Annotated in this window: 21 protein-coding genes, 9 tRNA genes and 1 rRNA gene; 20 read left to right on the forward strand and 11 right to left on the reverse strand. The window is 38.4% G+C overall.

The annotated features are described in order from the left end of the window. From KKW16_RS08730 to KKW16_RS08755, 6 genes are all read right to left on the reverse strand, one after another. Positions 1 to 114 (reverse strand): 16S ribosomal RNA (locus KKW16_RS08730); the annotation flags it as partial. 174 nt (positions 115 to 288) lie between these two features. Next, positions 289 to 365 (reverse strand) — tRNA-Pro (locus KKW16_RS08735). 21 nt (positions 366 to 386) lie between these two features. Continuing rightward, positions 387 to 462 (reverse strand) — tRNA-His (locus tag KKW16_RS08740). Positions 463 to 488: 26 nt separating this feature from the next. Next, positions 489 to 565: transfer RNA gene (locus KKW16_RS08745), tRNA-Arg, on the reverse strand. Positions 566 to 713: 148 nt separating this feature from the next. Next, positions 714 to 2,849 carry a bifunctional 23S rRNA (guanine(2069)-N(7))-methyltransferase RlmK/23S rRNA (guanine(2445)-N(2))-methyltransferase RlmL gene (gene rlmKL, locus KKW16_RS08750; protein WP_048953272.1) on the reverse strand — a complete coding sequence of 712 codons (2,136 nt, stop codon included), beginning with the start codon at positions 2,847 to 2,849 and terminating at the stop codon, positions 714 to 716. A 130-nt stretch (positions 2,850 to 2,979) separates the two neighbouring features. Beyond that, positions 2,980 to 3,056 (reverse strand) — tRNA-Met (locus KKW16_RS08755). A gap of 185 nt (positions 3,057 to 3,241) precedes the next feature. On the opposite strand from KKW16_RS08755, the gene mltA reads away from it, so the two are divergent. The 3 genes from mltA to znuA all read left to right on the forward strand — a co-directional run bounded on the left by mltA (position 3,242) and on the right by znuA (position 6,330). After that, positions 3,242 to 4,354 carry a murein transglycosylase A gene (gene mltA, locus KKW16_RS08760; protein ID WP_048953273.1) on the forward strand — a complete coding sequence of 371 codons (1,113 nt, stop codon included), beginning with the start codon at positions 3,242 to 3,244 and terminating at the stop codon, positions 4,352 to 4,354. Further along, complete coding sequence (tcdA, locus tag KKW16_RS08765; protein WP_048953274.1) at positions 4,354 to 5,124, forward strand: tRNA cyclic N6-threonylcarbamoyladenosine(37) synthase TcdA; 771 nt, start codon at positions 4,354 to 4,356, stop codon at positions 5,122 to 5,124. The genes mltA and tcdA overlap by 1 nt, the downstream gene beginning before the upstream one ends. A 177-nt stretch (positions 5,125 to 5,301) precedes the next feature. Beyond that, the gene (gene znuA / locus KKW16_RS08770; RefSeq protein WP_048953275.1) at positions 5,302 to 6,330 is read left to right on the forward strand and encodes a zinc ABC transporter substrate-binding protein ZnuA; all 1,029 of its coding nucleotides are present in this window, start codon (positions 5,302 to 5,304) and stop codon (positions 6,328 to 6,330) included. A 49-nt stretch (positions 6,331 to 6,379) separates the two neighbouring features. On the opposite strand, the gene KKW16_RS08775 is transcribed toward znuA, so the two are convergent. Then, positions 6,380 to 6,886, reverse strand: a complete 507-nt coding sequence (locus tag KKW16_RS08775) for a DUF2301 domain-containing membrane protein (RefSeq protein ID WP_048953276.1) — start codon at positions 6,884 to 6,886, stop codon at positions 6,380 to 6,382. Between the two features lie 107 nt (positions 6,887 to 6,993). After that, positions 6,994 to 8,355 carry a UDP-N-acetylmuramate:L-alanyl-gamma-D-glutamyl-meso-diaminopimelate ligase gene (gene mpl / locus KKW16_RS08780; RefSeq protein ID WP_048953277.1) on the reverse strand — a complete coding sequence of 454 codons (1,362 nt, stop codon included), beginning with the start codon at positions 8,353 to 8,355 and terminating at the stop codon, positions 6,994 to 6,996. A gap of 158 nt (positions 8,356 to 8,513) precedes the next feature. Between mpl and KKW16_RS08785 the strand changes: the two genes are divergently transcribed. Beyond that, the gene (locus KKW16_RS08785; protein ID WP_048953278.1) at positions 8,514 to 9,065 is read left to right on the forward strand and encodes a hypothetical protein; all 552 of its coding nucleotides are present in this window, start codon (positions 8,514 to 8,516) and stop codon (positions 9,063 to 9,065) included. 48 nt (positions 9,066 to 9,113) lie between these two features. Here KKW16_RS08785 and metC read toward each other — a convergent pair whose 3' ends face one another. After that, positions 9,114 to 10,301, reverse strand: a complete 1,188-nt coding sequence (gene metC, locus KKW16_RS08790) for a cystathionine beta-lyase (protein WP_048953279.1) — start codon at positions 10,299 to 10,301, stop codon at positions 9,114 to 9,116. Positions 10,302 to 10,438: 137 nt separating this feature from the next. Here metC and KKW16_RS08795 point away from each other — a divergent pair, with 137 nt between their 5' ends. The 16 genes from KKW16_RS08795 to iscX all read left to right on the forward strand — a co-directional run bounded on the left by KKW16_RS08795 (position 10,439) and on the right by iscX (position 19,403). Continuing rightward, complete coding sequence (locus KKW16_RS08795; RefSeq protein WP_005625599.1) at positions 10,439 to 11,041, forward strand: peroxiredoxin C; 603 nt, start codon at positions 10,439 to 10,441, stop codon at positions 11,039 to 11,041. A gap of 100 nt (positions 11,042 to 11,141) precedes the next feature. Then, on the forward strand, positions 11,142 to 11,699 hold the full coding sequence (pgsA, locus tag KKW16_RS08800; protein ID WP_005625600.1) for a CDP-diacylglycerol--glycerol-3-phosphate 3-phosphatidyltransferase: 558 nt from the start codon (positions 11,142 to 11,144) through the stop codon (positions 11,697 to 11,699). Positions 11,700 to 11,853: 154 nt separating this feature from the next. Next, a tRNA-Gly gene (locus KKW16_RS08805) sits at positions 11,854 to 11,929 on the forward strand. Positions 11,930 to 11,933: 4 nt separating this feature from the next. Then, positions 11,934 to 12,020: transfer RNA gene (locus KKW16_RS08810), tRNA-Leu, on the forward strand. Between the two features lie 50 nt (positions 12,021 to 12,070). Continuing rightward, positions 12,071 to 12,146, forward strand: a tRNA-Lys gene (locus KKW16_RS08815). Positions 12,147 to 12,169: 23 nt separating this feature from the next. Continuing rightward, positions 12,170 to 12,245 (forward strand) — tRNA-Lys (locus KKW16_RS08820). Between the two features lie 117 nt (positions 12,246 to 12,362). Further along, positions 12,363 to 13,082: a tRNA (cytosine(32)/uridine(32)-2'-O)-methyltransferase TrmJ gene (gene trmJ, locus KKW16_RS08825; protein WP_048953280.1), complete on the forward strand. Its 720-nt coding sequence runs from the start codon at positions 12,363 to 12,365 to the stop codon at positions 13,080 to 13,082. A 56-nt stretch (positions 13,083 to 13,138) separates the two neighbouring features. Continuing rightward, positions 13,139 to 13,594 carry a Fe-S cluster assembly transcriptional regulator IscR gene (gene iscR / locus KKW16_RS08830; protein WP_005630093.1) on the forward strand — a complete coding sequence of 152 codons (456 nt, stop codon included), beginning with the start codon at positions 13,139 to 13,141 and terminating at the stop codon, positions 13,592 to 13,594. Positions 13,595 to 13,665: 71 nt separating this feature from the next. Next, positions 13,666 to 14,880 carry an IscS subfamily cysteine desulfurase gene (locus KKW16_RS08835; RefSeq protein ID WP_048953281.1) on the forward strand — a complete coding sequence of 405 codons (1,215 nt, stop codon included), beginning with the start codon at positions 13,666 to 13,668 and terminating at the stop codon, positions 14,878 to 14,880. Between the two features lie 57 nt (positions 14,881 to 14,937). Continuing rightward, positions 14,938 to 15,321 carry a Fe-S cluster assembly scaffold IscU gene (iscU, locus tag KKW16_RS08840; RefSeq protein ID WP_005626962.1) on the forward strand — a complete coding sequence of 128 codons (384 nt, stop codon included), beginning with the start codon at positions 14,938 to 14,940 and terminating at the stop codon, positions 15,319 to 15,321. A 53-nt stretch (positions 15,322 to 15,374) separates the two neighbouring features. Further along, positions 15,375 to 15,698, forward strand: a complete 324-nt coding sequence (gene iscA, locus KKW16_RS08845) for an iron-sulfur cluster assembly protein IscA (protein WP_005626961.1) — start codon at positions 15,375 to 15,377, stop codon at positions 15,696 to 15,698. 12 nt (positions 15,699 to 15,710) lie between these two features. Further along, complete coding sequence (gene hscB, locus KKW16_RS08850; protein WP_048953282.1) at positions 15,711 to 16,232, forward strand: Fe-S protein assembly co-chaperone HscB; 522 nt, start codon at positions 15,711 to 15,713, stop codon at positions 16,230 to 16,232. Positions 16,233 to 16,262: 30 nt separating this feature from the next. Continuing rightward, complete coding sequence (locus KKW16_RS08855; protein WP_048953283.1) at positions 16,263 to 16,949, forward strand: DUF2625 domain-containing protein; 687 nt, start codon at positions 16,263 to 16,265, stop codon at positions 16,947 to 16,949. An 18-nt stretch (positions 16,950 to 16,967) separates the two neighbouring features. Continuing rightward, entirely contained in the window at positions 16,968 to 18,827 is a 1,860-nt protein-coding gene (gene hscA, locus KKW16_RS08860; RefSeq protein WP_215768194.1) for a Fe-S protein assembly chaperone HscA, read from the forward strand. A 40-nt stretch (positions 18,828 to 18,867) separates the two neighbouring features. After that, positions 18,868 to 19,209, forward strand: coding sequence for an ISC system 2Fe-2S type ferredoxin (fdx, locus tag KKW16_RS08865; RefSeq protein ID WP_140523689.1), 342 nt, complete (start codon positions 18,868 to 18,870; stop codon positions 19,207 to 19,209). Continuing rightward, positions 19,209 to 19,403: a Fe-S cluster assembly protein IscX gene (gene iscX / locus KKW16_RS08870; RefSeq protein WP_005659903.1), complete on the forward strand. Its 195-nt coding sequence runs from the start codon at positions 19,209 to 19,211 to the stop codon at positions 19,401 to 19,403. Before fdx ends, iscX begins: the two co-directional genes overlap by 1 nt. Before the next feature lie 47 nt (positions 19,404 to 19,450). Here iscX and KKW16_RS08875 read toward each other — a convergent pair. Then, positions 19,451 to 19,540: transfer RNA gene (locus tag KKW16_RS08875), tRNA-Ser, on the reverse strand. 152 nt (positions 19,541 to 19,692) lie between these two features. Continuing rightward, the gene (gene rne / locus KKW16_RS08880) at positions 19,693 to 22,506 is read right to left on the reverse strand and encodes a ribonuclease E (RefSeq protein WP_140524206.1); all 2,814 of its coding nucleotides are present in this window, start codon (positions 22,504 to 22,506) and stop codon (positions 19,693 to 19,695) included. Between the last annotated feature and the right edge of the window lie 352 nt (positions 22,507 to 22,858).

Genomic DNA, 22,858 nt, shown 5'->3' on the forward strand with positions numbered 1-22,858 from the left:
ACCCGTCCGCCACTCGTCAGCAAGAAAGCAAGCTTTCTCCTGCTACCGTTCGACTTGCATGTGTTAAGCCTGCCGCCAGCGTTCAATCTGAGCCATGATCAAACTCTTCAATTCAAGTTTAATCGCTCAATAAACTGCTTAGCTATAAATAAAACACTACTTAAAAAGTAATTATGAATTTTCAGTTAAGCACCTATTAAGACTTCAAAATTAAAAATATTTTAAAACAAGTCAATCAACAAGTGCCCACACAGATTGTCTGATATATTGTTAAAGAGCAAAATAAAGTGGTCGGCGAGATAGGATTTGAACCTACGACCCACTGGTCCCAAACCAGTTGCGCTACCAAGCTGCGCTACTCGCCGTCAGATCTTATAAAGATAAGATGGGGTGGCTAATGGGATTCGAACCCACGACAACTGGAATCACAATCCAGGGCTCTACCAACTGAGCTATAGCCACCATTAAAAGTTGTTATTGCACTGACCTGGCGCGCTCGACAAGATTCGAACTTGCGACCTTTGGCTCCGGAGGCCAACGCTCTATCCAACTGAGCTACGAACGCGTTACTGCGCCGTTGCGGAGGCGTATATTAATGATTTAATAAAACCTTGTCTAGCACTTTTTGAAAAAAAATGTTTGAGCGATAGTTTTTTATTCAGTTTGTTTAAAATTCACTATCTTTTCGACTATTTTTACAACTTAGCGAATCATTATATATGTTGAATCATCCAACAATTATGAATTTGTTTATTACGTTCAAAATCTAGCGGTAACGTTTTATGCGAAATTTCTACCGCACTTAAACCTAATTCTTCCAACGCGACTAAATTCATTTTGAATCCACGTTTATTATTCGAGAAAACAATTGTGCCATTATTCGACAAAACTCGTTTTAGGTTGCTCATTAATTTCACATGATCTCGTTGAACATCCCAACTCTCTTCCATACGTTTAGAATTCGAAAACGTCGGTGGATCCACAAATATCAAATCAAATTGACGATCACATTTTTCTAACCATTGAAGGCAATCTGCTTGAATTAATTTATGTTGTTTACCTTCAATATCATTCAAAATAAGATTTTGTTCCGCCCAATTAAGATAAGTATTGGACATATCAATGGTAGTTGTCGATTCAGCACCACCAAGTGCTGCATGAACAGTTGCTGAGCCAGTATAAGCAAATAAGTTTAAGAAATCTTTACCTTTTGCCAACTCTCCAATCATTTTTCTTGTTAAACGGTGATCTAAGAATAAGCCAGTATCTAAATAATCTGTCAAATTTACCCAAAGTTGCACGCCATATTCATTCACATAAAAGTATTCACCTTTATTGGCTAATTTCTCATATTGGTTGGTACCTTTTTGTTTCTGACGAACTTTGAGGATCAACTTATTCGTTTCGACACCGGTAACGTGCAAAGTTGCAGTAACCGCATCTAATAAACGTTGACGCGCTTTATTTTCATCAATATTTTTCGGCGCTGCATACTCTTGCACAACAATGTAATCTGCATAACGATCGACGGCTAAATTATATTCGGGTAAATCGGCATCATATAAACGATAAGCGTCTAATCCTTGTTGCTTTGCCCATTTGCTAATTTTCTTAATATTTTTTTGTAATCGATTAGCAAAATCGGTTGCCACCTCCGAAGTGCGGTTAAATTCTAGTTCATTTTCAGCTGTAATTTCGTCAGATTTTCGTTCTGAAACTTGATAATTCTTTTGCACACAATCTAATGGGCCATTTTTTGCTTTAAATTGGCGACTAGCACGCATTCTCAAACAATCAAGCAATGTGGATTCGCTACTAAAAACAGAAACATTCCAACCACAAAATTCTTTTTTAAGTCTTTGTCCAAATACTGAATAGAGCGCGATTAAAGCTGGTGTTGTACCTAAACGTTCACCATAAGGTGGATTACAGATAACCGTGCCGACTTCATTTAAACGAGGATTTTTCAACGCTGCGACATCACCTTGTTGCCATTTAATTAAATGTGAAACACCTGCATTTTGTGCATTCTTCTGCGCCTTTTTTAATACGCGGTGATCGAGGTCAAATCCATAAAAGTGCGGTTGAATTTCACTTTGTTTTTCTTCTGCTAATTCAATCGCTTCATTTTTTACTTTTTCCCAAGCCGATTGATTATGCAATTTCCAAAAATCAAATCCCCAATGTAAACGATAAAGTTGCGGCGCAATTTTGGCTTCCATTTGTGCAGCTTCAATTAAAAGCGTGCCTGAACCACACATTGGATCTACTAATGGAGAACCTGCTTGCCAACCTGAACGCATAACAATTGCCGCCGCTAGAGTTTCACGTAAGGGCGCTTGACCAGCATCTTCACGATAACCTCGTAAATGTAATGCTTCTCCACTTAAATCTAAAGAAATCACTAAATTTTCACGGTTCAAATAAGCATGGATACGCACGTCTGACTGAATTTTATCTACATCAGGACGAGTTTTACCTTGACGTTCAAAATAATCGACAATTCCATCTTTAACGCGCATTGCACCAAATTGAGTATGACGAATTTCCTGGTTGGTTCCATTAAAATCAACAAAGAAGGTAACTCGTTCATCAAATTGCGCTAACCAATTAAAACCTGAAACAGCTGCATAAAGATCTAAATCACTGTAAATTTTGGTTTCAATCAAAGGAAATAAAATGCGTGAAGCAAGGCGTGACCAAAGCAAAGTGCGGTATAAAGTTTCATCATCAGCTTGATAATGAACGCCACCTTGAACCACTTTTGCCTCTTGCGCGCCAAGTTCAGTAAGTTCAACTTTTAATAATTCTTCAAAGCCACGAGAAGTCGTTGCAAATAATTGTTTCATTTAGGTACCGGTTTTGAAAATTTTGAGGGATTATAGCATAGAAAAAGATGATCTAATTGAGATCATCATAGCGAGTTAAACTGTAAAAAGAAAAGCCCTGATTTTCTTAAATCAGGGCTTTAGAATTTGTTGGTTGCGGGGGCCGGATTTGAACCGACGGCCTTCGGGTTATGAGCCCGACGAGCTACCAAGCTGCTCCACCCCGCGTCTGATGTCGTGCACTATACTCTATTAATATTTTTTTGCAAGAATTAAACAAAAGTTTATGTTTCATTTGTTAATAAAATGTTCAATGTGAGTTTTTATTAATCAGCTTGACTAAATAACACTGGTCGTTTTGACGGATTTTTGATAGCGTATGCAGCCTTATTTAAGCTTATTTAGGATTAAAAATGTCAGTTCGAAAATTTTTCTCATTAAAAACATTTTCTATTGCAGTGACAACCGCACTTTTAGTTGCCTGTGGTTCTTCTAATACAACAAAAATTCAAATTCCAACCACCTCAAATGGCAGCGATCCTCAACAATTTGGTGCGAAATATTCGGGTCGTAATTATCAACAAGCTGTGTTTATGCCAGTTTCTCAAGTTGAAAACCGAAGTGCAGTCATTAATCAGGGCGATTTTTTAACTCAACTTTCAAATGTACAAAGTTATTCAAGCAAACTATCTGATCGTTTCTATGGCAACTATGAAAAAATTACGAATTGGGTACTTTCTGGCGCCAATGTAAGTGAGCTTTCTAAATTTGGCATTCACCCGCAAATTATGCGTGGGTTCGATGGATATCAAAATGTTTTGATGACAGGCTACTACTCTCCTGTCCTTCATGCACGCCGTTCACCGCAAGGTCAATTCCAAAATCCAATTTATCGCATGCCAGCAAATAAACGTTTTAGCCGTGCACAAATCTATGCCGGTGCATTAGCGGGTCAAGGATTAGAATTAGCATATAGTGATTCCATGTTAGAGAACTTTTTACTTGGGGTACAAGGCAGCGGTTATGTAGATTTTGGTGATGGCAACCTTAATTACTTCGCTTATGCAGGACAAAATGGCTTTCCTTACACCGCCGTTGGCCGTTTATTAGTTGAAGATGGTGAAGTACCAAAAGAGAAAATGTCTATCCAAGCAATTCGTGAATGGGGCAATCGTAATCCCTCTCGTGTACAAAGTTTGTTAGAACGTAATTCTTCTTATGTATTCTTCAAAAATGATCCGAGTGGCAAGGTGAAAGGTTCGGCCGGTGTACCGCTTGTACCAATGGCTTCTGTGGCATCAGATCGTAGCGTTGTACCATCTGGTACTGTTCTTTTAGTCGAAGTGCCTGACATTGATAATAACGGAAACTGGCTTGGCACACATAAATTACATTTAATGGTTGCTCTTGATGTCGGCGGTGCGGTGAAAGGTCACCACTTTGACTTATATCGTGGCATTGGTGATCAAGCAGGCCATATTGCGGGATTATCAAAACACTATGGCCGAGTATGGGTATTACAATAATGGCGCCAGTGGACAATTATGAACAGCGGTTTGGCGGTATCGGTCGACTTTATACCCCTGATGGACTCGCGCGCTTACGCAAAGCCCATATTTGTGTAATAGGCATTGGAGGCGTGGGTTCTTGGGTCGTAGAGGCTTTAGCACGTTCAGGCGTTGGTGAACTAACATTAATTGATATGGATGATATTTGTGTCACAAATATCAACCGCCAACTTCCTGCGATGAGCGGCACAATCGGCAAATTAAAAACTAAAGTCATGTCAGAGCGAGTAAAATTAATTAACCCAGAATGTACCGTCAATATTATTGATGATTTTATCTCGCCAGAAAATCAATCGGATTATCTCAATCGAGGCTATGACTACGTCATTGATGCTATTGACAATGTGAAAACTAAAGCGTCGCTGATTGCTTATTGTAAACGTAACAAAATTAATGTGATTACTATTGGCGGTGCTGGCGGTCAAACTGATCCAACCCAAATTCAAATTGCCGATCTTAGTAAAACCATTCAAGATCCGCTGCTCGCCAAAGTACGGTCGATTTTACGCAAGGATTACAATTTTAGCCAAAATCCAAAACGCAAATTTAGTATCGATGCGGTATTTTCAACACAACCTCTAATATTCCCACAAATGACTGAAGGTTGTGCAATTTCTGCCACAATGAATTGCGCAAACGGATTTGGTGCAGCCACGATGATTACGGCAACCTTTGGTTTTTTTGCTGTTTCTCGTGTAATAGATAAATTACTAAAGAAAAAATCTTAATCTCCTCTTGAAAATGCACATTGACCATAAATGTGCATTTTTTATCGAATGAAACCTATTTACTTTGAAAATGAAAAATTTTCCCTCAGGTTCTCTATAAAATCATTGCAATTTATATAAAAAGGCGTAGTCTTTTTCCCTTTGAGAATTATTACTAACAAGTAAGGAAACAGAAATATGAAAAAACTTTTAAAAATTAGCGCCGTTTCTGCCGCACTTTTAAGTACGCCAATGATGGCGAATGCCGATGTATTGGCATCAGTAAAACCTTTAGGTTTTATTGTTTCATCTATTGCAGATGGCGTAACTGGCACACAAGTCCTTGTTCCTGCAGGCGCCTCTCCGCATGACTACAATTTGAAATTATCGGATATTCAAAAAGTAAAATCTGCAGATTTAGTTGTATGGATTGGTGAGGATGTTGATTCATTTTTAGACAAACCAATTAGCCAAATTGAACGTAAAAAAGTGATTACCATTGCGGATCTTGCTGATGTAGAACCTTTATTAAGTCAAGCTCACCACGAGCATTTCCATGAAGATGGCGATCACGATCATAAACATGAACATGAGCACAAACACGAACATAAACACGATCACGAACATGAACACGGCCATGATCATAAGCACGAGCATGAACACCACGACCATGACCATGACCACGATCACCATGATCATGACGAAGGTTTAACAACAAACTGGCACGTTTGGTATTCTCCAGCTATTAGCAAAATTGTTGCTCAAAAAGTAGCGGATAAATTAACTGCACAATTTCCAGATAAAAAAGATTTAATTGCTCAAAATCTTTCAGATTTTAACCGCACTTTGGCAGAACAAGGTGAAAAAATCACAGCACAACTTGCGAACGTTAAAGATAAAGGTTTCTACGTTTTCCACGATGCTTATGGTTATTTCAACGATGCTTATGGTTTAAAACAAACGGGTTACTTCACCATCAATCCATTAGTGGCACCGGGTGCAAAAACTTTAGCGCACATTAAAGAAGAAATCGCAGAACATAAAGTAAATTGCTTATTCGCAGAACCACAATTTACGCCAAAAGTGATTGAATCTTTAGCTCAAAATACTAAAGTCAATGTAGGACAACTCGACCCAATTGGCGATAAAGTCACTTTAGGCAAAAATTCTTATGCAACATTCTTGCAATCTACCGCAGATAGTTACATGGAATGTTTAGCTAAATAAACCTTTCTAAAAACAATGACCGCACATAAAAGTGCGGTCATTTTCTTTTCTAAATTTGATATTTTGTTTTATCTCCAATATCAAAATGCAAAGGCATTCGCCATTTTTGTATCGCTAAAACTAAAAGTAATACGCCAGAAATAATAGAAAAAATGCGTAATGCGATAAGATTATTTAACACCCACGAAAACCACAAACAAGCCACAAATATCGGCTGTAAATTTAGCAGAGGCACGCGGAAACAAAAATATTCTTTAAAACACAAACCACCTAAATTAAGTAACGCACCGCCAAGGGCTAAAGCGGGATAATGATTAATATAAAAAAGTAATCCTATCCAAGTCGCAAATTGAAAAAGCAATCGGAAGGATTTGAGATAAATATGTAATGAAGAGGCACAGCAAGTTGCCGCAATTAATATAAAGGTGAGCGATAAATCTGGATACCAACTCATGGCAAGAAGAGCCAATGCGGCCATCACAAAGCCAGAACGATAAATAATGACAGTCAGATTATCTAAAAAATCCATCGGTGATTTAATATGTGGATCAGCCATTCTACAAAGATTCCTTTTATAAATTACAAATTAAAAATAAATGTTACGTCAACTCAATAAAAAATGCGGCCAACTTAAAAACATTTTCTAAATTAACCGCACTTTTATTATTTCTGTTTAAGCTTATCAAGAATTTTTTGATGAATGCCACCAAAACTGCCGTTAGACATCACCAAAATGTGATCTGTAGGTTGAGCCTCAGCGACAATCATATCGACTAATCGATCTAGATTTGCATTCCAATAGACAGGTTGTACACATTGGTTGGCAATATCTGCCACTTCCCAAGGAAGTTGTTCTGGTTGAAGCATAAACACTTCATCAGCTCGGCCAAGTGCAGGGGCAATTTCATCTTTATGAACACCCATTTTCATTGTGTTAGAACGAGGTTCAAGCACTGCAAGAATTCGCACGCCACCACCCACTTTATCTCGTAAAGCGGTTAGCGTAGCAAGAATAGCTTCTGGATGATGAGCAAAATCATCATAAACGGTGATGCCATTAACTTCGCCTTTTACTTCTAAACGACGTTTAGCATTTACAAAAGATCCCAATGCTTTACATGCATCTTCAATAGACACACCCGCATGATGAGAAGCCGCTATTGCCATTAAAGCATTATGCATATTATGTTGTCCCACTACATTCCATTTTACTTCGGCCACTTTTTCACCATGATGGAAAACCGCAAAATGTGAGGCATCATTTGTAATACGCTCAGCAAACCACTCATTATCTTTGCCTAAAAATTGTTGTTGCGACCAACATCCCAATGCCAGAGTTTCTTTTGCACTTTGTTCACTCGCCGAACTTAATACCAAGCCACTTGCCGGAATAGTTCGAATCATATGATGAAATTGGCGTTGAATCGCTTTGAGATCATCAAAAATATCTGCATGATCAAAACTAATGTTATTTACGATAAGTGTACGCGGATTGTAATGAACAAATTTCGAACGTTTATCAAAGAAAGCTGTATCATATTCATCAGCTTCAATAACAAAATAAGGACTGTCCCCTAAACGAGCTGAAATGCCAAAATTACCGGCAATACCACCGATTAAAAAGCCTGGTTTTAAGCCATTTTGTTCTAAGATCCACGTTAGCATGCCTGTTGTGGTTGTCTTTCCATGCGTACCAGAAACTGCCAAGACCCAACGATCGCGTAATAAATGATCATGTAACCATTGAGGACCAGATGTGTATTTCAAATTATTTTCTAACACATATTCTACGCAAGGATTACCACGCTTCATCGCATTACCAATGATTACCATGTCAGGCGCAGGTTGTAATTGTGCAACATCATAATTTGGAATAATCTCGATACCTTGCTCTTCTAAAAAAGTGCTCATTGGAGGGTAAACATTAGTATCGGAACCCGTCACGTGATAACCCATTTGTTTGGCAATCATCGCCACGCCGCCCATAAATGTGCCACAAATACCTAAGATATGAATATGTTTCATTGTACTTCTCTACTTATCAAGGAAAATGAGAAGTATAATAAAACAACTTCTATGAACTTTCAAAATAAAAGACTGTCATAAAGGCCCATATGGGCTATAATTGAGCCTTAGAAAAACGAGTACAACTCAACTAACAAAATATAATGAAGGAATTTACAATGAAATTTAATAAATCTTTTCTCTTTGCAAGTATCATCGCAGGTTCAATTGCATTAACCGCTTGTAACGATAAAGAAGAAAAAGTAGCAGAAAAACCTGCAGCAACAGAAACTACTCAAACGGCTCAACAAACAGTACAACAACCTCAAGTAAAAACGGATGATTTAATCACTCAAGCAAATGCAGAATTTCTAAAAGTTGCGAATGTAAAAGTAACAAATGTTTCTGTAACAGATGATTTAAAATCGTTTTCTATCACTTATGAAATTACAAACTTAAGCGATAAAGCTATTTTAGAAGCGCAATGGTTAACTGTTTATAAAGAAAATAACCAACCATTCTATGTAGCAAATCTTCCAGCATTACAATTTGGGAAAACAATTGCACCAAAAGCTAGCGAAACAGTAACGTTATCGACAACTGAAGAAGCCGTGCTTTCTCAAATTCGTCCGCACTTGCAACAAGGGAAAAATATTCAAGTAGACATTATCGGGACTTCCGTACATTTTTCTGACGGTTCGAAAGTTGGCTTAGTGTCAGAACAAAAATAATCCTATAAAAAATGCCTGTGTAAAACAGGCATTTTTTTATCCGCACTTTTAGGCAATTCGCTCAAATCCAGCTTTTAAATCTGCAATCAATTCATCTACATCTTCAAAGCCGATATGCACACGAATTAATGAACCAGTAAGGTTACGTTTAATATTTGGACGAATATGTGCAATTTCTTCTGGTTGATTACAAAGAATTAGAGACTCAAATCCTCCCCATGAATAAGCCATAGTGAAAAGTTGAAAATGATCCATGAAATTTGAGACTTGTTCCGATGTCAATCGCTTAGCTAGTTCAAAAGAAAATAAACCGCTGCTACCACTAAAGTCTCGTAAAAAGAATTCATGACCCGGGCAACTTGGTAAGGCTGGATGGTACACAGTTTTTACTTCTGGTTGCTCACTCAACCATTTTGCTACTTTAATGCTGCTTTCCTGATGTTGTTTTAATCGTACACCCAATGTACGAATACCACGAGCAGTCGTATAAGCAGAATCTGCATCCACCATTTGCCCCATTAAATAGGAATGTTCTCTAAGTTGATCCCAAGTTCGCGCATTCGCAACGGCAGTACCAATCATAATATCTGAATGACCCACTAAATATTTCGTCCCCGCCTGAATAGAAATATCAATATCATGCTCTAACGCTTTAAATAGAACACCTGCCGACCAAGTATTATCAATCATAATCACAATATTAGGGTTTACCGTTCTTGCCGCCTTCACAATAGTCGGAATATCGGGAATTTCCATTGTGATAGAACTTGGAGCTTCCAAGAAAAGTACTTTTGTATTCGGTTGAATAAGCGTGGCAATATCAGCACCAATAAGAGGATCGTAATAAGTTGTATCGATCTGCATTTTTTTCAGCACAATATTACAGAAATCTTGGGTTGGCTCGTAAGCTGCACCACTCATTAATACATGATCGCCACTTTTTACAAAAGAAAGAATCGAGTTAGTTACTGCTGCAGCACCACAAGGATAAAGATAACAGCCTGTTCCCCCCTCCATTTCGCACATTAAATCTTGTAACGCAAAATGAGTTAGCGTCCCTCTTCTGCCATAAAATAATTCACCTTTTGCTCTATTTTGAGTAGCGTGTTTTTTATCTTCAATACTGTCAAATACTAATGAAGAAGCTCGCTGTAAAACGGGGTTTACAGATCCTTGTGAAAAGCGTTTTTTACGCCCTGCATGGACAAATGTTGTTGATAGATTGTGTTGTTGCATATTTCCACCTTATTTTAGATAAGATTAATTGCTTTAATAGATAAAATCGAGTATAAAAATGTCGGCGTTTCAAATAAAATCGTGCCGCTATTTTGTGTGGCAAAACTTCAACTTAACTTTATATAGGAATTATGACTATGGTATTAGTAACCCGTCAAGCACCAGATTTTACTTCATCTGCTGTATTAGGCAATGGCGAAATCGTTGATAACTTCAACTTTAAAAAACACATTGCTGGAAAAGCTGCAGTAATCTTTTTCTACCCATTAGACTTTACCTTTGTTTGCCCTTCTGAGTTAATCGCATTTGACCACCGTTATGAAGAATTCAAAAAACGTGGCGTAGAAGTCGTTGGTGTTTCTATCGACTCTCAATTCACTCACAATGCATGGCGTAACACCCCAACTGAAAATGGTGGTATCGGCCAAGTTAAATATGCATTAGCAGCGGACGTAAAACACGAAATCGCTCAAGCATACGGTATTGAGCATCCAGAAGCAGGCGTTGCATTACGCGCTTCATTCTTAATCGACAAAAATGGGGTCGTTCGTCACCAAGTAGTAAACGATCTTCCATTAGGTCGTAACATCGATGAAATGTTACGTATGGTTGACGCATTACAATTCCATGAAGATCACGGTGAAGTTTGCCCTGCTCAATGGGAAAAAGGTAAAGAAGGGATGAAAGATAACCCTGAAGGCGTTGCAAAATACTTAAAACAAAACGCTGATAAACTTTAATCCGTAATTATTTATAAGAAAGCCACATAATGTGGCTTTTTTTATATTCTTAGATACTTTAGAATAGGTGTATCTCTAACACCAAGAGCAGTTCATTTCTATGAAATTTAATATTCCTATTTTCCTAACGATGTTTCGAGTAATCCTGATTCCGTTTTTCGTGATTGCATTTTATTTACCTATCGAATCCTCCCCTTTTATTACTACATTCATATTCTTTATTGCCGGTGTTACTGATTGGCTTGACGGTTATTTGGCTCGTAAATGGAAACAAACTACAAGATTTGGCGCTTTTTTGGATCCTGTTGCGGATAAAGTAATGGTTGTCGCCGCCTTGGTTCTCATCGTTGAATATCAACACTCTCTGTGGATTACGATTCCTGCGATTATTATGATTTCTCGCGAAATTATTATTTCCGCATTACGTGAATGGATGGCTGAACTCGGAGAGCGTAGTAAAGTCGCTGTCTCTTGGTGGGGGAAATGGAAAACAACCGCACAAATGTTAGCTCTAGGCGGATTATTATGGCGTTACAATAACTATATGGAAATTGCCGCTATAATCTTGCTTTACATCGCAGCCATTTTAACAGTATGGTCAATGATCCAATATTTACAGGCAGCAAAAGGTAGCCTACTAGATGACCTAAAACTCTAATTTTGGATAAAGTGCGATATTTTCTAGCGTACTTTTATTATTTTGTCTTATTTTTAATCAAATAAAGCTTTTTTTTATTTTTTCATTTGACACAAGAGTATAAAACCGTAGAATACTCCCTGTTGTCACGCGGTAATGCTGATTAGTGATAAATGCGGGAATAGCTCAGTTGGTAGAGCACGACCTTGCCAAGGTCGGGGTCGCGAGTTCGAGCCTCGTTTCCCGCTCCAATTTGCCCGAGTGGTGGAATCGGTAGACACAAGGGATTTAAAATCCCTCGCCTTTCGAGGCGTGCCAGTTCAAGTCTGGCTTCGGGCACCATTTAAACACCAATCCAAAGATTTTAAAATTTACTTTAAAATCATCTAATTGGGTCGTTAGCTCAGTCGGTAGAGCAGCGGACTTTTAATCCGTTGGTCGAAGGTTCGAATCCTTCACGACCCACCACTCTCTGATTTAGTTGTCCAGTTGGGTTGTTAGCTCAGTTGGTAGAGCAGCGGACTCTTAATCCGTCGGTCGAGAGTTCGAGCCTCTCACAACCCACCATTCTTGTTTTTTGATTATTCATCTCTAATATTTTAAATTTTTTAATTTGCTTAAATTCTTGACTATTTTTAGCGGTTATTGTGGTAGAATACCCTTAAATTTTAGTCGGGCATCATTATGTTGGAAAATATTCGTATTGTTTTAATTGAAACTTCGCATAGCGGTAATATTGGTTCTGCTGCTAGAGCAATGAAAACAATGGGATTGACCCAGCTTTGTCTTGTCTCGCCAAAATCTGTTGATGAACAATCTTATGCTCTCTCAGCTGGCGCAGAAGATATAGTAAAAAATGCTAGGATTGTCGATAGTTTTGATGCAGCCGTGGATGATTGCTCTTTGGTGATTGGAACAAGTGCTCGTTTACGTCATTTACAAAGTACATTGATCGAGCCTCGAGAATGCGCGGATAAAGTTGTAGCGCATGAAGGCAAGATAGCTATTGTGTTTGGTCGTGAACGCATTGGATTAACGAATGAAGAATTGTTGAAATGTCATTACCATTTGAATATTCCGGCTAATCCTAATTATTCTTCTTTAAATTTAGCAATGGCAGTACAGTTGGTAAGCTATGAATTGCGCATGGCATTTTTAGCTCAAGATAAGAAGGAAAATTCACTTTCTTTAATAGAACAAAACTATCCAACTGCAGAACAACTTGCTTATTTTTTTGAGCATACTGAGCGTGTATATCAATCACTAGGATTCATTCAAAATCAAGGTGTTATGCATAAATTAAAGCGTTTATATTATCGCGCTCAACTTGAAAAAAATGAATTAAATATTTTAAATGGCATGCTAAGTGCGGTCGAAAAACGAATTGATCTTGATTTAGATTAATTGACTGATTTAGTAGGATATGTAAATATTGCAACATCACTTTTTAGGAACACTTTATGAAACTTACATCAAAAGGTCGTTATGCAGTCACTGCGGTTTTAGATATCGCTTTAAATGCAGAAAAAGGTCCTGTGAGCCTTGCAGATATTTCTGAACGTCAACATATTTCGTTATCTTATTTAGAACAACTTTTTGCTAAATTACGTCGTGATGGATTAGTAAAAAGTGTTCGTGGACCTGGTGGAGGTTATCAGCTAGGTTTACCAAGTGACCAAATTTCAGTGGGAATGATTATTTCAGCGGTAAATGAAAATATTCATGTGACAAAATGTCTTGGTCGTGGAAATTGTCAAAATGGCGTAGAATGTTTAACTCATACATTGTGGGAAGATCTGAGTAATCGCATTGAAAGTTTTCTCAATGAAATTACTTTGGCTGAATTGGTGAGTAAACGTGAATCAAAACGCCAAACTCATAGCGATTTTGAGAATTTATTAATTGTTAATCAATAAAGGAAAGTAGTCCGTACAGTGCAAAATGCATTAAAAGTGCGGTCAAATTTAGAATGATTTAGGAGTGAAAAATGAAATTACCTATTTATTTAGACTATGCAGCAACTTGTCCTGTGGACGAGCGTGTTGCGAAGAAAATGATGGAGTTTTTAACCATTGACGGTACATTCGGTAACCCAGCTTCTCGCTCGCATAAATTTGGTTGGCAAGCAGAAGAAGCGGTTGACGTGGCTCGTAATCAAATTGCGGATCTTATTGGTGCCGATTCTCGTGAAATTGTGTTTACTTCTGGTGCGACAGAATCAGATAACCTTGCAATTAAAGGTGCCGCACATTTTTACCAAACTAAAGGCAAGCATATCATCACTTGCAAAACTGAGCATAAAGCCGTTTTAGATACTTGTCGTCAATTAGAGCGCGAAGGTTTTGAAGTGACCTATTTATCACCCGAGTCTGATGGTTTAATTGATTTAGAAAAATTTAAAGCCGCACTTCGTCCAGATACTATTTTAGTTTCAATTATGCATGCCAATAATGAAATTGGTGTATTGCAAGATATTAAAGCCATTGGTGAGCTTTGTCGTGCAAATAAAACGATTTTCCACGTGGATGCAACTCAAAGTGTGGGCAAAGTTGCAATTAACTTGGAAGAGCTGCCAGTTGATTTATTATCTATGTCTAGCCATAAACTTTATGGGCCTAAAGGTATTGGTGCGTTATATGTTCGTCGTAAACCACGTATCCGTTTAGAAGCGATTATTCATGGCGGTGGCCATGAGCGTGGTATGCGTTCAGGTACATTACCTGTTCACCAAATCGTGGGAATGGGCGAAGCTTATCGCATTGCAAAAGAAGAAATGGCATCTGAAATGCCACGTTTAAAAGCTCTTCGTGATCGTTTATATAATGGCTTAAAATATATTGAAGAAACCTACGTAAATGGCTCAATGGAGCACCGTTTAGATAGTAATTTAAATATTAGCTTTAACTATGTTGAAGGTGAATCTTTAATGATGGCGTTGCGTGATATCGCTGTATCTTCTGGTTCTGCTTGTACATCAGCTAGCTTAGAGCCGTCTTATGTGTTACGCGCACTTGGTTTAAATGATGAATTGGCACACAGTTCAATTCGTTTTACACTTGGCCGTTATACCACTGAAGAAGAAATTGATTACACTATTAATTTAGTAAAAGGTGCGGTGGAAAAACTTCGTGCATTATCGCCATTATGGGATATGTTTAAAGAAGGTATCGACCTTAGTACAATTGAGTGGTCAGCTCACTAGGATTTAACTGCTATTATTAGATGGCGTTTATCAAGGATTTAAAAAAGGAAAGTTAAAATGGCTTATAGCGAAAAAGTAATCGATCATTATGAAAATCCGCGCAATGTGGGTTCTATGGATAAAAAAGATAGCAATGTTGGAACTGGCATGGTGGGTGCGCCAGCTTGTGGTGATGTAATGCAGTTACAAATTAAAGTTAATGATAACGGCATTATTGAAGATGCAAAATTCAAGACTTATGGTTGTGGTTCTGCTATTGCATCTAGCTCATTAATTACAGAGTGGGTGAAAGGTAAATCTTTAGAAGAAGCAGGCGCTATCAAAAATAGCCAAATTGCAGAAGAGTTAGAATTGCCACCAGTGAAAGTACACTGTTCCATTTTAGCCGAAGATGCAATTAAAGCGGCAATTGCTGATTACAAATCCAAAAAAGGCGAATAATATGAAAAAGTGCGGTCAGTTTTGACCGCACTTTTAGTGGTTTTGGGGGATATATGAGTATTACATTAACAGAAAAAGCCGCTCAACGAGTGAAAGCTTTTTTGGATAATCGTGGCAAAGGTATTGGTTTGCGTTTAGGCGTGAAAACATCAGGCTGCTCTGGTTTAGCTTATGTGCTTGAGTTTGTCGATGTCTTAAATGAAGAAGATCAAGTTTTTGAACAACACGGTGTGAATATTATTGTCGATCCAAAAAGTTTAGTTTATCTCAATGGTATTGAGTTGGATTATGTGAAAGAAGGTTTAAATGAAGGCTTCAAATACAATAATCCAAATGTAAAAGAATCTTGTGGCTGTGGCGAAAGTTTCCATGTTTAAGGTAATAATCTGATGTTAAATCCTTTTCAAATTTTTGATTTACCCGTTGATTTTCAGTTAGATGAGAAGGCGCTAAATATACGTTATTTAGAATTACAAAAGGCTTTACATCCAGATAATTTTGTATCAAGCAGTGCGTTAGAACAACGCGTTGCGATGCAAAAATCCACCGAAGTGAATGATGCCTTAAAAACGTTAAAAGACCCAATTTTGCGAGCGGAAGCTATCATTGCTCTAAATACTGGTGAGCAGATAGATCTTGAGCAAAAAAGTACACAAGATGTGGCGTTTTTAATGCAACAGTTACAGTGGCGAGAACAACTAGAAGAACTTGAAGATCAGAAAAATGAAGAAGCATTAAACGCTTTTGCGAAAGAAATTAAACAAGAAACTCAGTCATTATTAACCGCACTTTCGGATAGTCTGAAATCCCAACAATGGACGAAAGCATCTCAACTGTGTGATAAATTACGTTTTACTCGTAAGCTTTCTGAAGAAATTGAACGTGTAGAAGAACGCCTTTTTGAACTGTAATAGATCTATATCTCAATATCCCTTGATATTATGCAAACTCTCGAACAACTAATATCTCCAGAAAACTCTGCTTGGCCTATACTTTCCCAATGGATTGAAAGTGCACGTAATCATTGTTATGTCATTAAAAAAGATCAATCAAGTGCAGAACACGAACTTTTTACCATGCAAATGCCTACGTCATCACCAATGGGCGCAGTGATTTATGAAACAGGTGGAATTTTAATTCATCATGGTTGGTTGCGTATTTTAGGTTCAGGAAGTTTTAAATTACCGCGTGGATTGATGGATTGGAATTTTAGTAAGTCTTTTAATGAGTCTGGTGAAAAACCAAAGTATTTATTGGTTGCAGATGATGTGATCGGCGGTTACTTTGCATTAAATGGTGGTTCGTTAGGCGATAACCTTGGCAAAATTTATTACTTTTCACCAAAAGATCTCACTTGGCATAATTTAAATTTTACTTATACAGAGTTTTTAGCTTGGGCATTGAATGGTGATTTAGAGGCTTTTTACCAAGGTCTATTTTGGCAAAATTGGCAAGATGATGTGAAACAATTGGATGGTAATCAAATTTTTGTATTCACGCCTGACTTAAGTCAATATAGAAAAATAGCGATTAATGAACGTCAAAAACACGAAGTCAATATTGAAACACATTACCAAGCAAGTTTTGCAGAAAAAAATAAATTTGATTTGGCGTATTCCGTCGCATAACCAGTAGAAAAATAGTATATGACATTATTACAAATTGCAGAACCAGGACAAGCTGCTGCACCACATCAACATCGTTTAGCCGTTGGGATTGATTTGGGAACAACTAATTCTTTGGTTGCATCCGTGCGCAGTGGGCAATCCGTGATTCTTAATGATGAACAAGAACGCAGCCTTGTGCCGTCAGTTGTTCATTATGGCTTTGAAGAGAAGAAAGTTGGTTTAGAAGCCTTTGAACAAGCCTCACTTGATCCCAAAAATACGGTGATTTCAGTAAAACGTCTAATTGGTCGTAGTCTTGCAGATGTTCAGTCTCGTTATTCTAGTTTGCCTTATGAATTTGTGGCGAGTGAAAATGGATTACCTTTAATTGTTACGGCACAGGGGCCAAAAAGCCCAATTGAAGTATCTTCAGATATTTTATCGCGTTTAAATCATATTGCAGAACAACGCCTTGGTGGCGAGCTTTCGGGGGTTGTGATTACGGTTCCTGCTTATTTCGATGATGCTCAACGTCAAAGTACTAAGGACGCGGCACGTTTAGCTGGGCTAAATGTATTACGCTTATTGAATGAACCTACTGCAGCCGCAGTCGCTTATGGACTAGATAGTGGGCAGGAAGGGATTATTGCCGTTTATGATTTAGGTGGCGGTACATTTGATATTTCAATTTTACGTTTATCAAAAGGTGTCTTTGAAGTTCTAGCCACGGGTGGCGATACTGCGCTAGGTGGTGATGATTTTGATCATTTAATAGCAGATTGGGTCGTTGAACAAACTCAATTAAAACCGCAAACTGCAAATCAACAGCGTGAATTAATAACCCTTGCTAGCCAAGCCAAAATGGCTTTAAGTACTGAGAAAAGTGCGGTAATTTTTTGGCAGAATTTTTCAGTAGAAATTTCACGAGAACAATTTAATGCGTTGATTCATTCACTGGTAAAACGTTCATTGCTAACTTGTCGCCGAGCTTTAAAAGATGCCAACGTTGAATCTGAAGAAGTGCAAGCTGTGGTAATGGTTGGTGGTTCAACTCGAGTGCCATATGTACGAGATCAGGTTGGTAAGTTTTTTGGTAAAACACCACTCACTTCCATTGATCCAGATAAAGTTGTGGCACTTGGTGCCGCAATTCAAGCAGATATTTTAGTCGGTAATAAAACCGATTCTGATATGTTGTTGCTCGATGTCGTGCCGCTTTCTTTAGGAATTGAGACGATGGGGGGATTGGTGGAAAAAATTATTCCACGTAACACAACAATTCCTGTGGCTCGTGCACAAGAGTTTACTACTTTCAAAGATGGTCAAACAGCAATGACTGTTCATGTCGTACAAGGTGAACGTGAGCTGGTAGATGATTGTCGCTCTTTAGGGCGTTTTACTCTACGAGGTATTCCAGCAATGGCAGCGGGTGCCGCCCATATTCGAGTGACTTATCAAGTCGATGCAGATGGTTTATTAAGTGTGACTGCAATGGAAAAATCGACGAAAGTGCAGGCATCAATTCAAATTAAACCTTCCTATGGTTTAACAGATGAAGAAGTGACCTCAATGATTAAATCTTCTTTTGATAATGCGCAAGAGGATTTACAAGCTCGCGAATTAGCCGAGCAACGAGTAGAAGCGGATCGTGTAATTGAAAGCGTGATTGTTGCGTTACACGCTGATGGGGCTGAATTGCTGAGCACAGAAGAATTTCATCATATTGAAAGTGTGTTAAAACAATTAATGGATGTAAAACAAGGTTCAGATCGTGATGCAATTGCACAAGGCATTAAAGCCTTGGATATCGCTACTCAAGAATTTGCAGCACGTCGAATGAATGCATCGATTAATAAAGCTTTGACTGGCAAAAATTTGTCAGATATTGAAAAACCGTAAAAGTGCGGTCAGATTATTAAATAATTTTGAGGAAAGTGTTATGCCAAAAGTGATTTTTTTACCTAATGAAGAGTTTTGTCCCGAAGGTATGGTTGTTGATGCGGCTGCAGGTGATAACTTATTAGAAGTTGCACACAATGCAGGGGTGGAAATCCATCATGCTTGTGATGGCTCCTGTGCTTGTACAACCTGCCATGTGATTATTCGTGAAGGGTTTGACTCTCTAAATGAAACGAGTGATCAAGAAGAAGATATGCTGGATAAAGCTTGGGGATTAGAAATGGATAGTCGTTTATCTTGCCAATGTGTCGTGGGAGACGAAGATATTGTGGTAGAAATTCCGAAATATAACATTAACCATGCCAATGAGGCTGCCCACTAATGAAATGGACAGATGCCCAATTAATAGCGGAAGAACTTTACGATCGTAATCCAGATTTAGATCCAAAAACAGTTCGTTTTACTGATTTACATAAATGGATTTGTGAACTTGAGGATTTTGACGATGATCCTAATAAATCAAATGAATCAATTCTTGAGGCTATTTTATTGAAATGGTTGGATGAATTTGAATAAATATAAAAAACCTAAGTCAGTGACTTAGGTTTTTTATCAAAATTTGATGGCGGAGGAATAGGGATTCGAACCCTAGGAGGGCGTAAACCCTCGCCGGTTTTCAAGACCGGTGCCTTCAACCACTCGACCATTCCTCCGTGATTTAATGCGCACGCATAATACGTTTTTTGAGAAAGACCGTCAAGCAGAAATTATCTCGTTTTTATCAAGTGATTATTTTTACTGCACTCCAAAAATAAAAAGAATTGACGTAATAAACATCACGCCAATTCTAATTTTTTATTTTAGATTACTCTGATTTTGCTCGGGTAGGCTCAGAATATACATGGCTAATCGCACAATGATGCCCTGCCGCCCCTTTACCGTAAAAATAATAGCGAGAATCTTGCCATTCAATAATTGGGAATGGCTGAGGCATTTCATCACTCGCTTTCGCCAAAGTCATCTCCGCTTTTGTATGAGTAACTGAAGAAATGGTACCTAAACGCCCATTAAACTCATAAGTACGAACAAAGGCTGGTTCATTTATAGTTTCAGGCTCATTTAGGGTAATCGTTGACTCAATAGATTCAACCGTTTCTTGAGGTTTATGAGAATTTAAACGCTCTAGAGATTCTTGTACTTTTTTCTGTACAGATTCATTAGCTGGCTGAGTAATAAAATCTAATGCTGGTTTTACTTCAAGAGATTTTTCTTCAACAACAATTCCCATTGCTGGCGTGATAAAACCTTTTTTAGTTTTCTCTTGCTCGAGCAATTCATCCACAGATAAGAAATTATTTTCTTTCTGAGCGTTCACTGTTGAATAGTCTACCCAAGCTTTTCCACTTGCCAACTCTGGTGAAGCCACGGCAGCAAATAATGGCATTGGTGATTTTGGCTCTTGATTACGGCGACGACGTTGATTATTCGCTGCACGCAAATGACGTGGAGTACGGCGTTGACGATCTTGACGTTCAGAACGATCTTGGTTTTGACGAACTGGTTTTTCATCATCTTGAACGGTCTGAACTTCGACAACATCCACTTCTGGCATTTGTTCAACAATGTTTTCGTTATTTTCAACAGCAATCGCATTATCTTCAACGCGCACGCGTTTACGTAAATCACGACGTTGACGGCGTTGAGTCACTTGCTCAGTTCTTTCATCCTGAGCCTCAAAAACCGGTGTAGAATTTACCGCACTTTCAGCAATACTTTCTTCCACTAAGTTACGGCGCGGACGGCGTTGATTACGCTCTCGGATATTACGAACTTGTTCTTCAGTTCCTTCCGTTTCATTATTTTCAGAACGTGGACGACGAGAAGTACGACGGTCCTGTGAACGGCGTTGATTACGATTAGAATTACGCGAAGTGCGGTTATTTTTTGGTTTATTTTCTTCGGATTCAGAAACAAATAAACCTTTAATTTTCGCAACAATTTTTGCTAACAAAGACGGTTCATTCGATTTACGCTCAACTGGAGTCGGAGCTGCTTCAGAAATAGAAAGCGCCACTGCCGCACTTTCAACTGCAGGTTGTTCAGCAACAACGGTTGTTTCCACATTACGAGAAACGAGAGATTCCTCGGTACTTTCATCTTTCTCACAGTGAATTTTCGCTAAGTTATAGCTCAATTCATTCACTTCTTCGCCATCGCGTAAACGGAAAACGCTAAAGTGCGGTGTTTCCATTGCTTCATTTGGTGCAACAATGACATCTACATTGTGACGTTTTTCAATATTGCTTATCGCTTTACGTTTTTCGTTAAGAAGATAAGAAGCAATTTGTACTGGCACAATCGTATGCACTTGCTTGGTGTTTTCTTTTAATGCTTCTTCCTCGATTAAACGCAAGATAGACAAAGAAAGAGATTCGTTATCACGCACTTTACCTGTTCCTTGACAACGAGGACAAATGTGATGTGAAGACTCACCTAGTGAAGGACTTAAACGCTGACGCGACATTTCCAACAAACCAAAACGAGAAATGCGGCTAATTTGAATACGAGCACGATCTTGACGAACGGCATCACGAATACGATTTTCCACTTCTCGTTGGTGACGAACTGGCGTCATATCAATGAAATCGATAACAACTAAACCACCTAAGTCACGCAAACGTAATTGACGCGCAATTTCATCTGCTGCTTCAAGGTTAGTATTTAATGCTGTTTCTTCAATATCTCCACCGCGAGTAGAACGCGCAGAGTTAATATCAATAGCAGTCAGGGCTTCTGTTACATCAATAACGATTGAACCGCCAGAAGGTAAACGCACTTCACGTTGGAATGCTGACTCGATTTGAGATTCAATTTGATAGTGGCTGAAAAGAGGCACTTCGCCTTGATAAAGTTTCACACGATTAATGAAATCTGGGCGAACCAGTTTGATATGCTCTTTTGCTTTTTCAAACACTTTCGGGCTATCAATAAGAATCTCACCAATATCACGGCGCAAATAATCACGAATAGCACGTACAATCACATCACTTTCTTGGTGAATCAAGAAAGGTGCTGGACGATTTTGAGAGGCTTGTTTAATCGCTTCCCAATGATGAAGTAAAACTTTTAAGTCCCACTGCAACTCTTCTGGAGATTTACCCACACCAGCTGTACGAACAATCAACCCCACGCCTTCAGGCACATCTAATGAACTTAATGCCTCTTTTAATTCAGTGCGCTCATCCCCTTCGATACGACGAGAGATCCCACCAGCACGCGGATTATTTGGCATAATGACCAAATAACTACCCGCAAGAGACACAAAAGTAGTTAAGGCAGCGCCTTTGTTTCCGCGTTCTTCTTTATTAACTTGAACAATAACTTCTTGGCCTTCGCTCAAGATATCGCGAATATTCGGACGACCTTGGAAAACATAATCATCGGGGAAATATTCACGAGCAATTTCTTTTAATGGTAAAAAACCGTGACGTTCTGCACCATAATCCACAAAAGCCGCTTCTAAGCTTGGCTCAACGCGAGTAATTTTCCCTTTGTAGATATTCGCTTTTTTTTGCTCGTGACCTGGGCTTTCAATATCCAGGTCAAATAAGCGCTGTCCGTCAACTAGCGCTACACGCAACTCTTCTTTTTGAGTCGCATTGATTAACATTCTTTTCATTGTCAATTCTCTTATTAAATATTTTAAAAGACCTCAAAATAAACTGCACTTTGCTTCGTTATCGACCTCGTGTTTCTCGCGCCAGTCAATCTCACGACTGTATGTTGCTGGGTGCATTGATAACGTTATTAAGCATAAACGTTTGCTTTATAAAACAACGCGATATTCCGCACGCGTTGCAAGCGGCTAATTCATTTTAAGAAAAATGTTGATTATCAATGTCTTATGCCGATTGCCGCATTGAGTTTTCACCAACAAAACTTATCCTTTATTTACGCAAATTCTTAGGCGTAAAAAGACGCTCTATTATCCATGGAAAATAGGGAATTAGCAAGGTATATATGGTTTAATA

It is taken from the genome of Haemophilus sp. SZY H8 (assembly GCF_018829755.1).
Lineage (GTDB): Bacteria > Pseudomonadota > Gammaproteobacteria > Enterobacterales > Pasteurellaceae > Haemophilus > Haemophilus haemolyticus_K.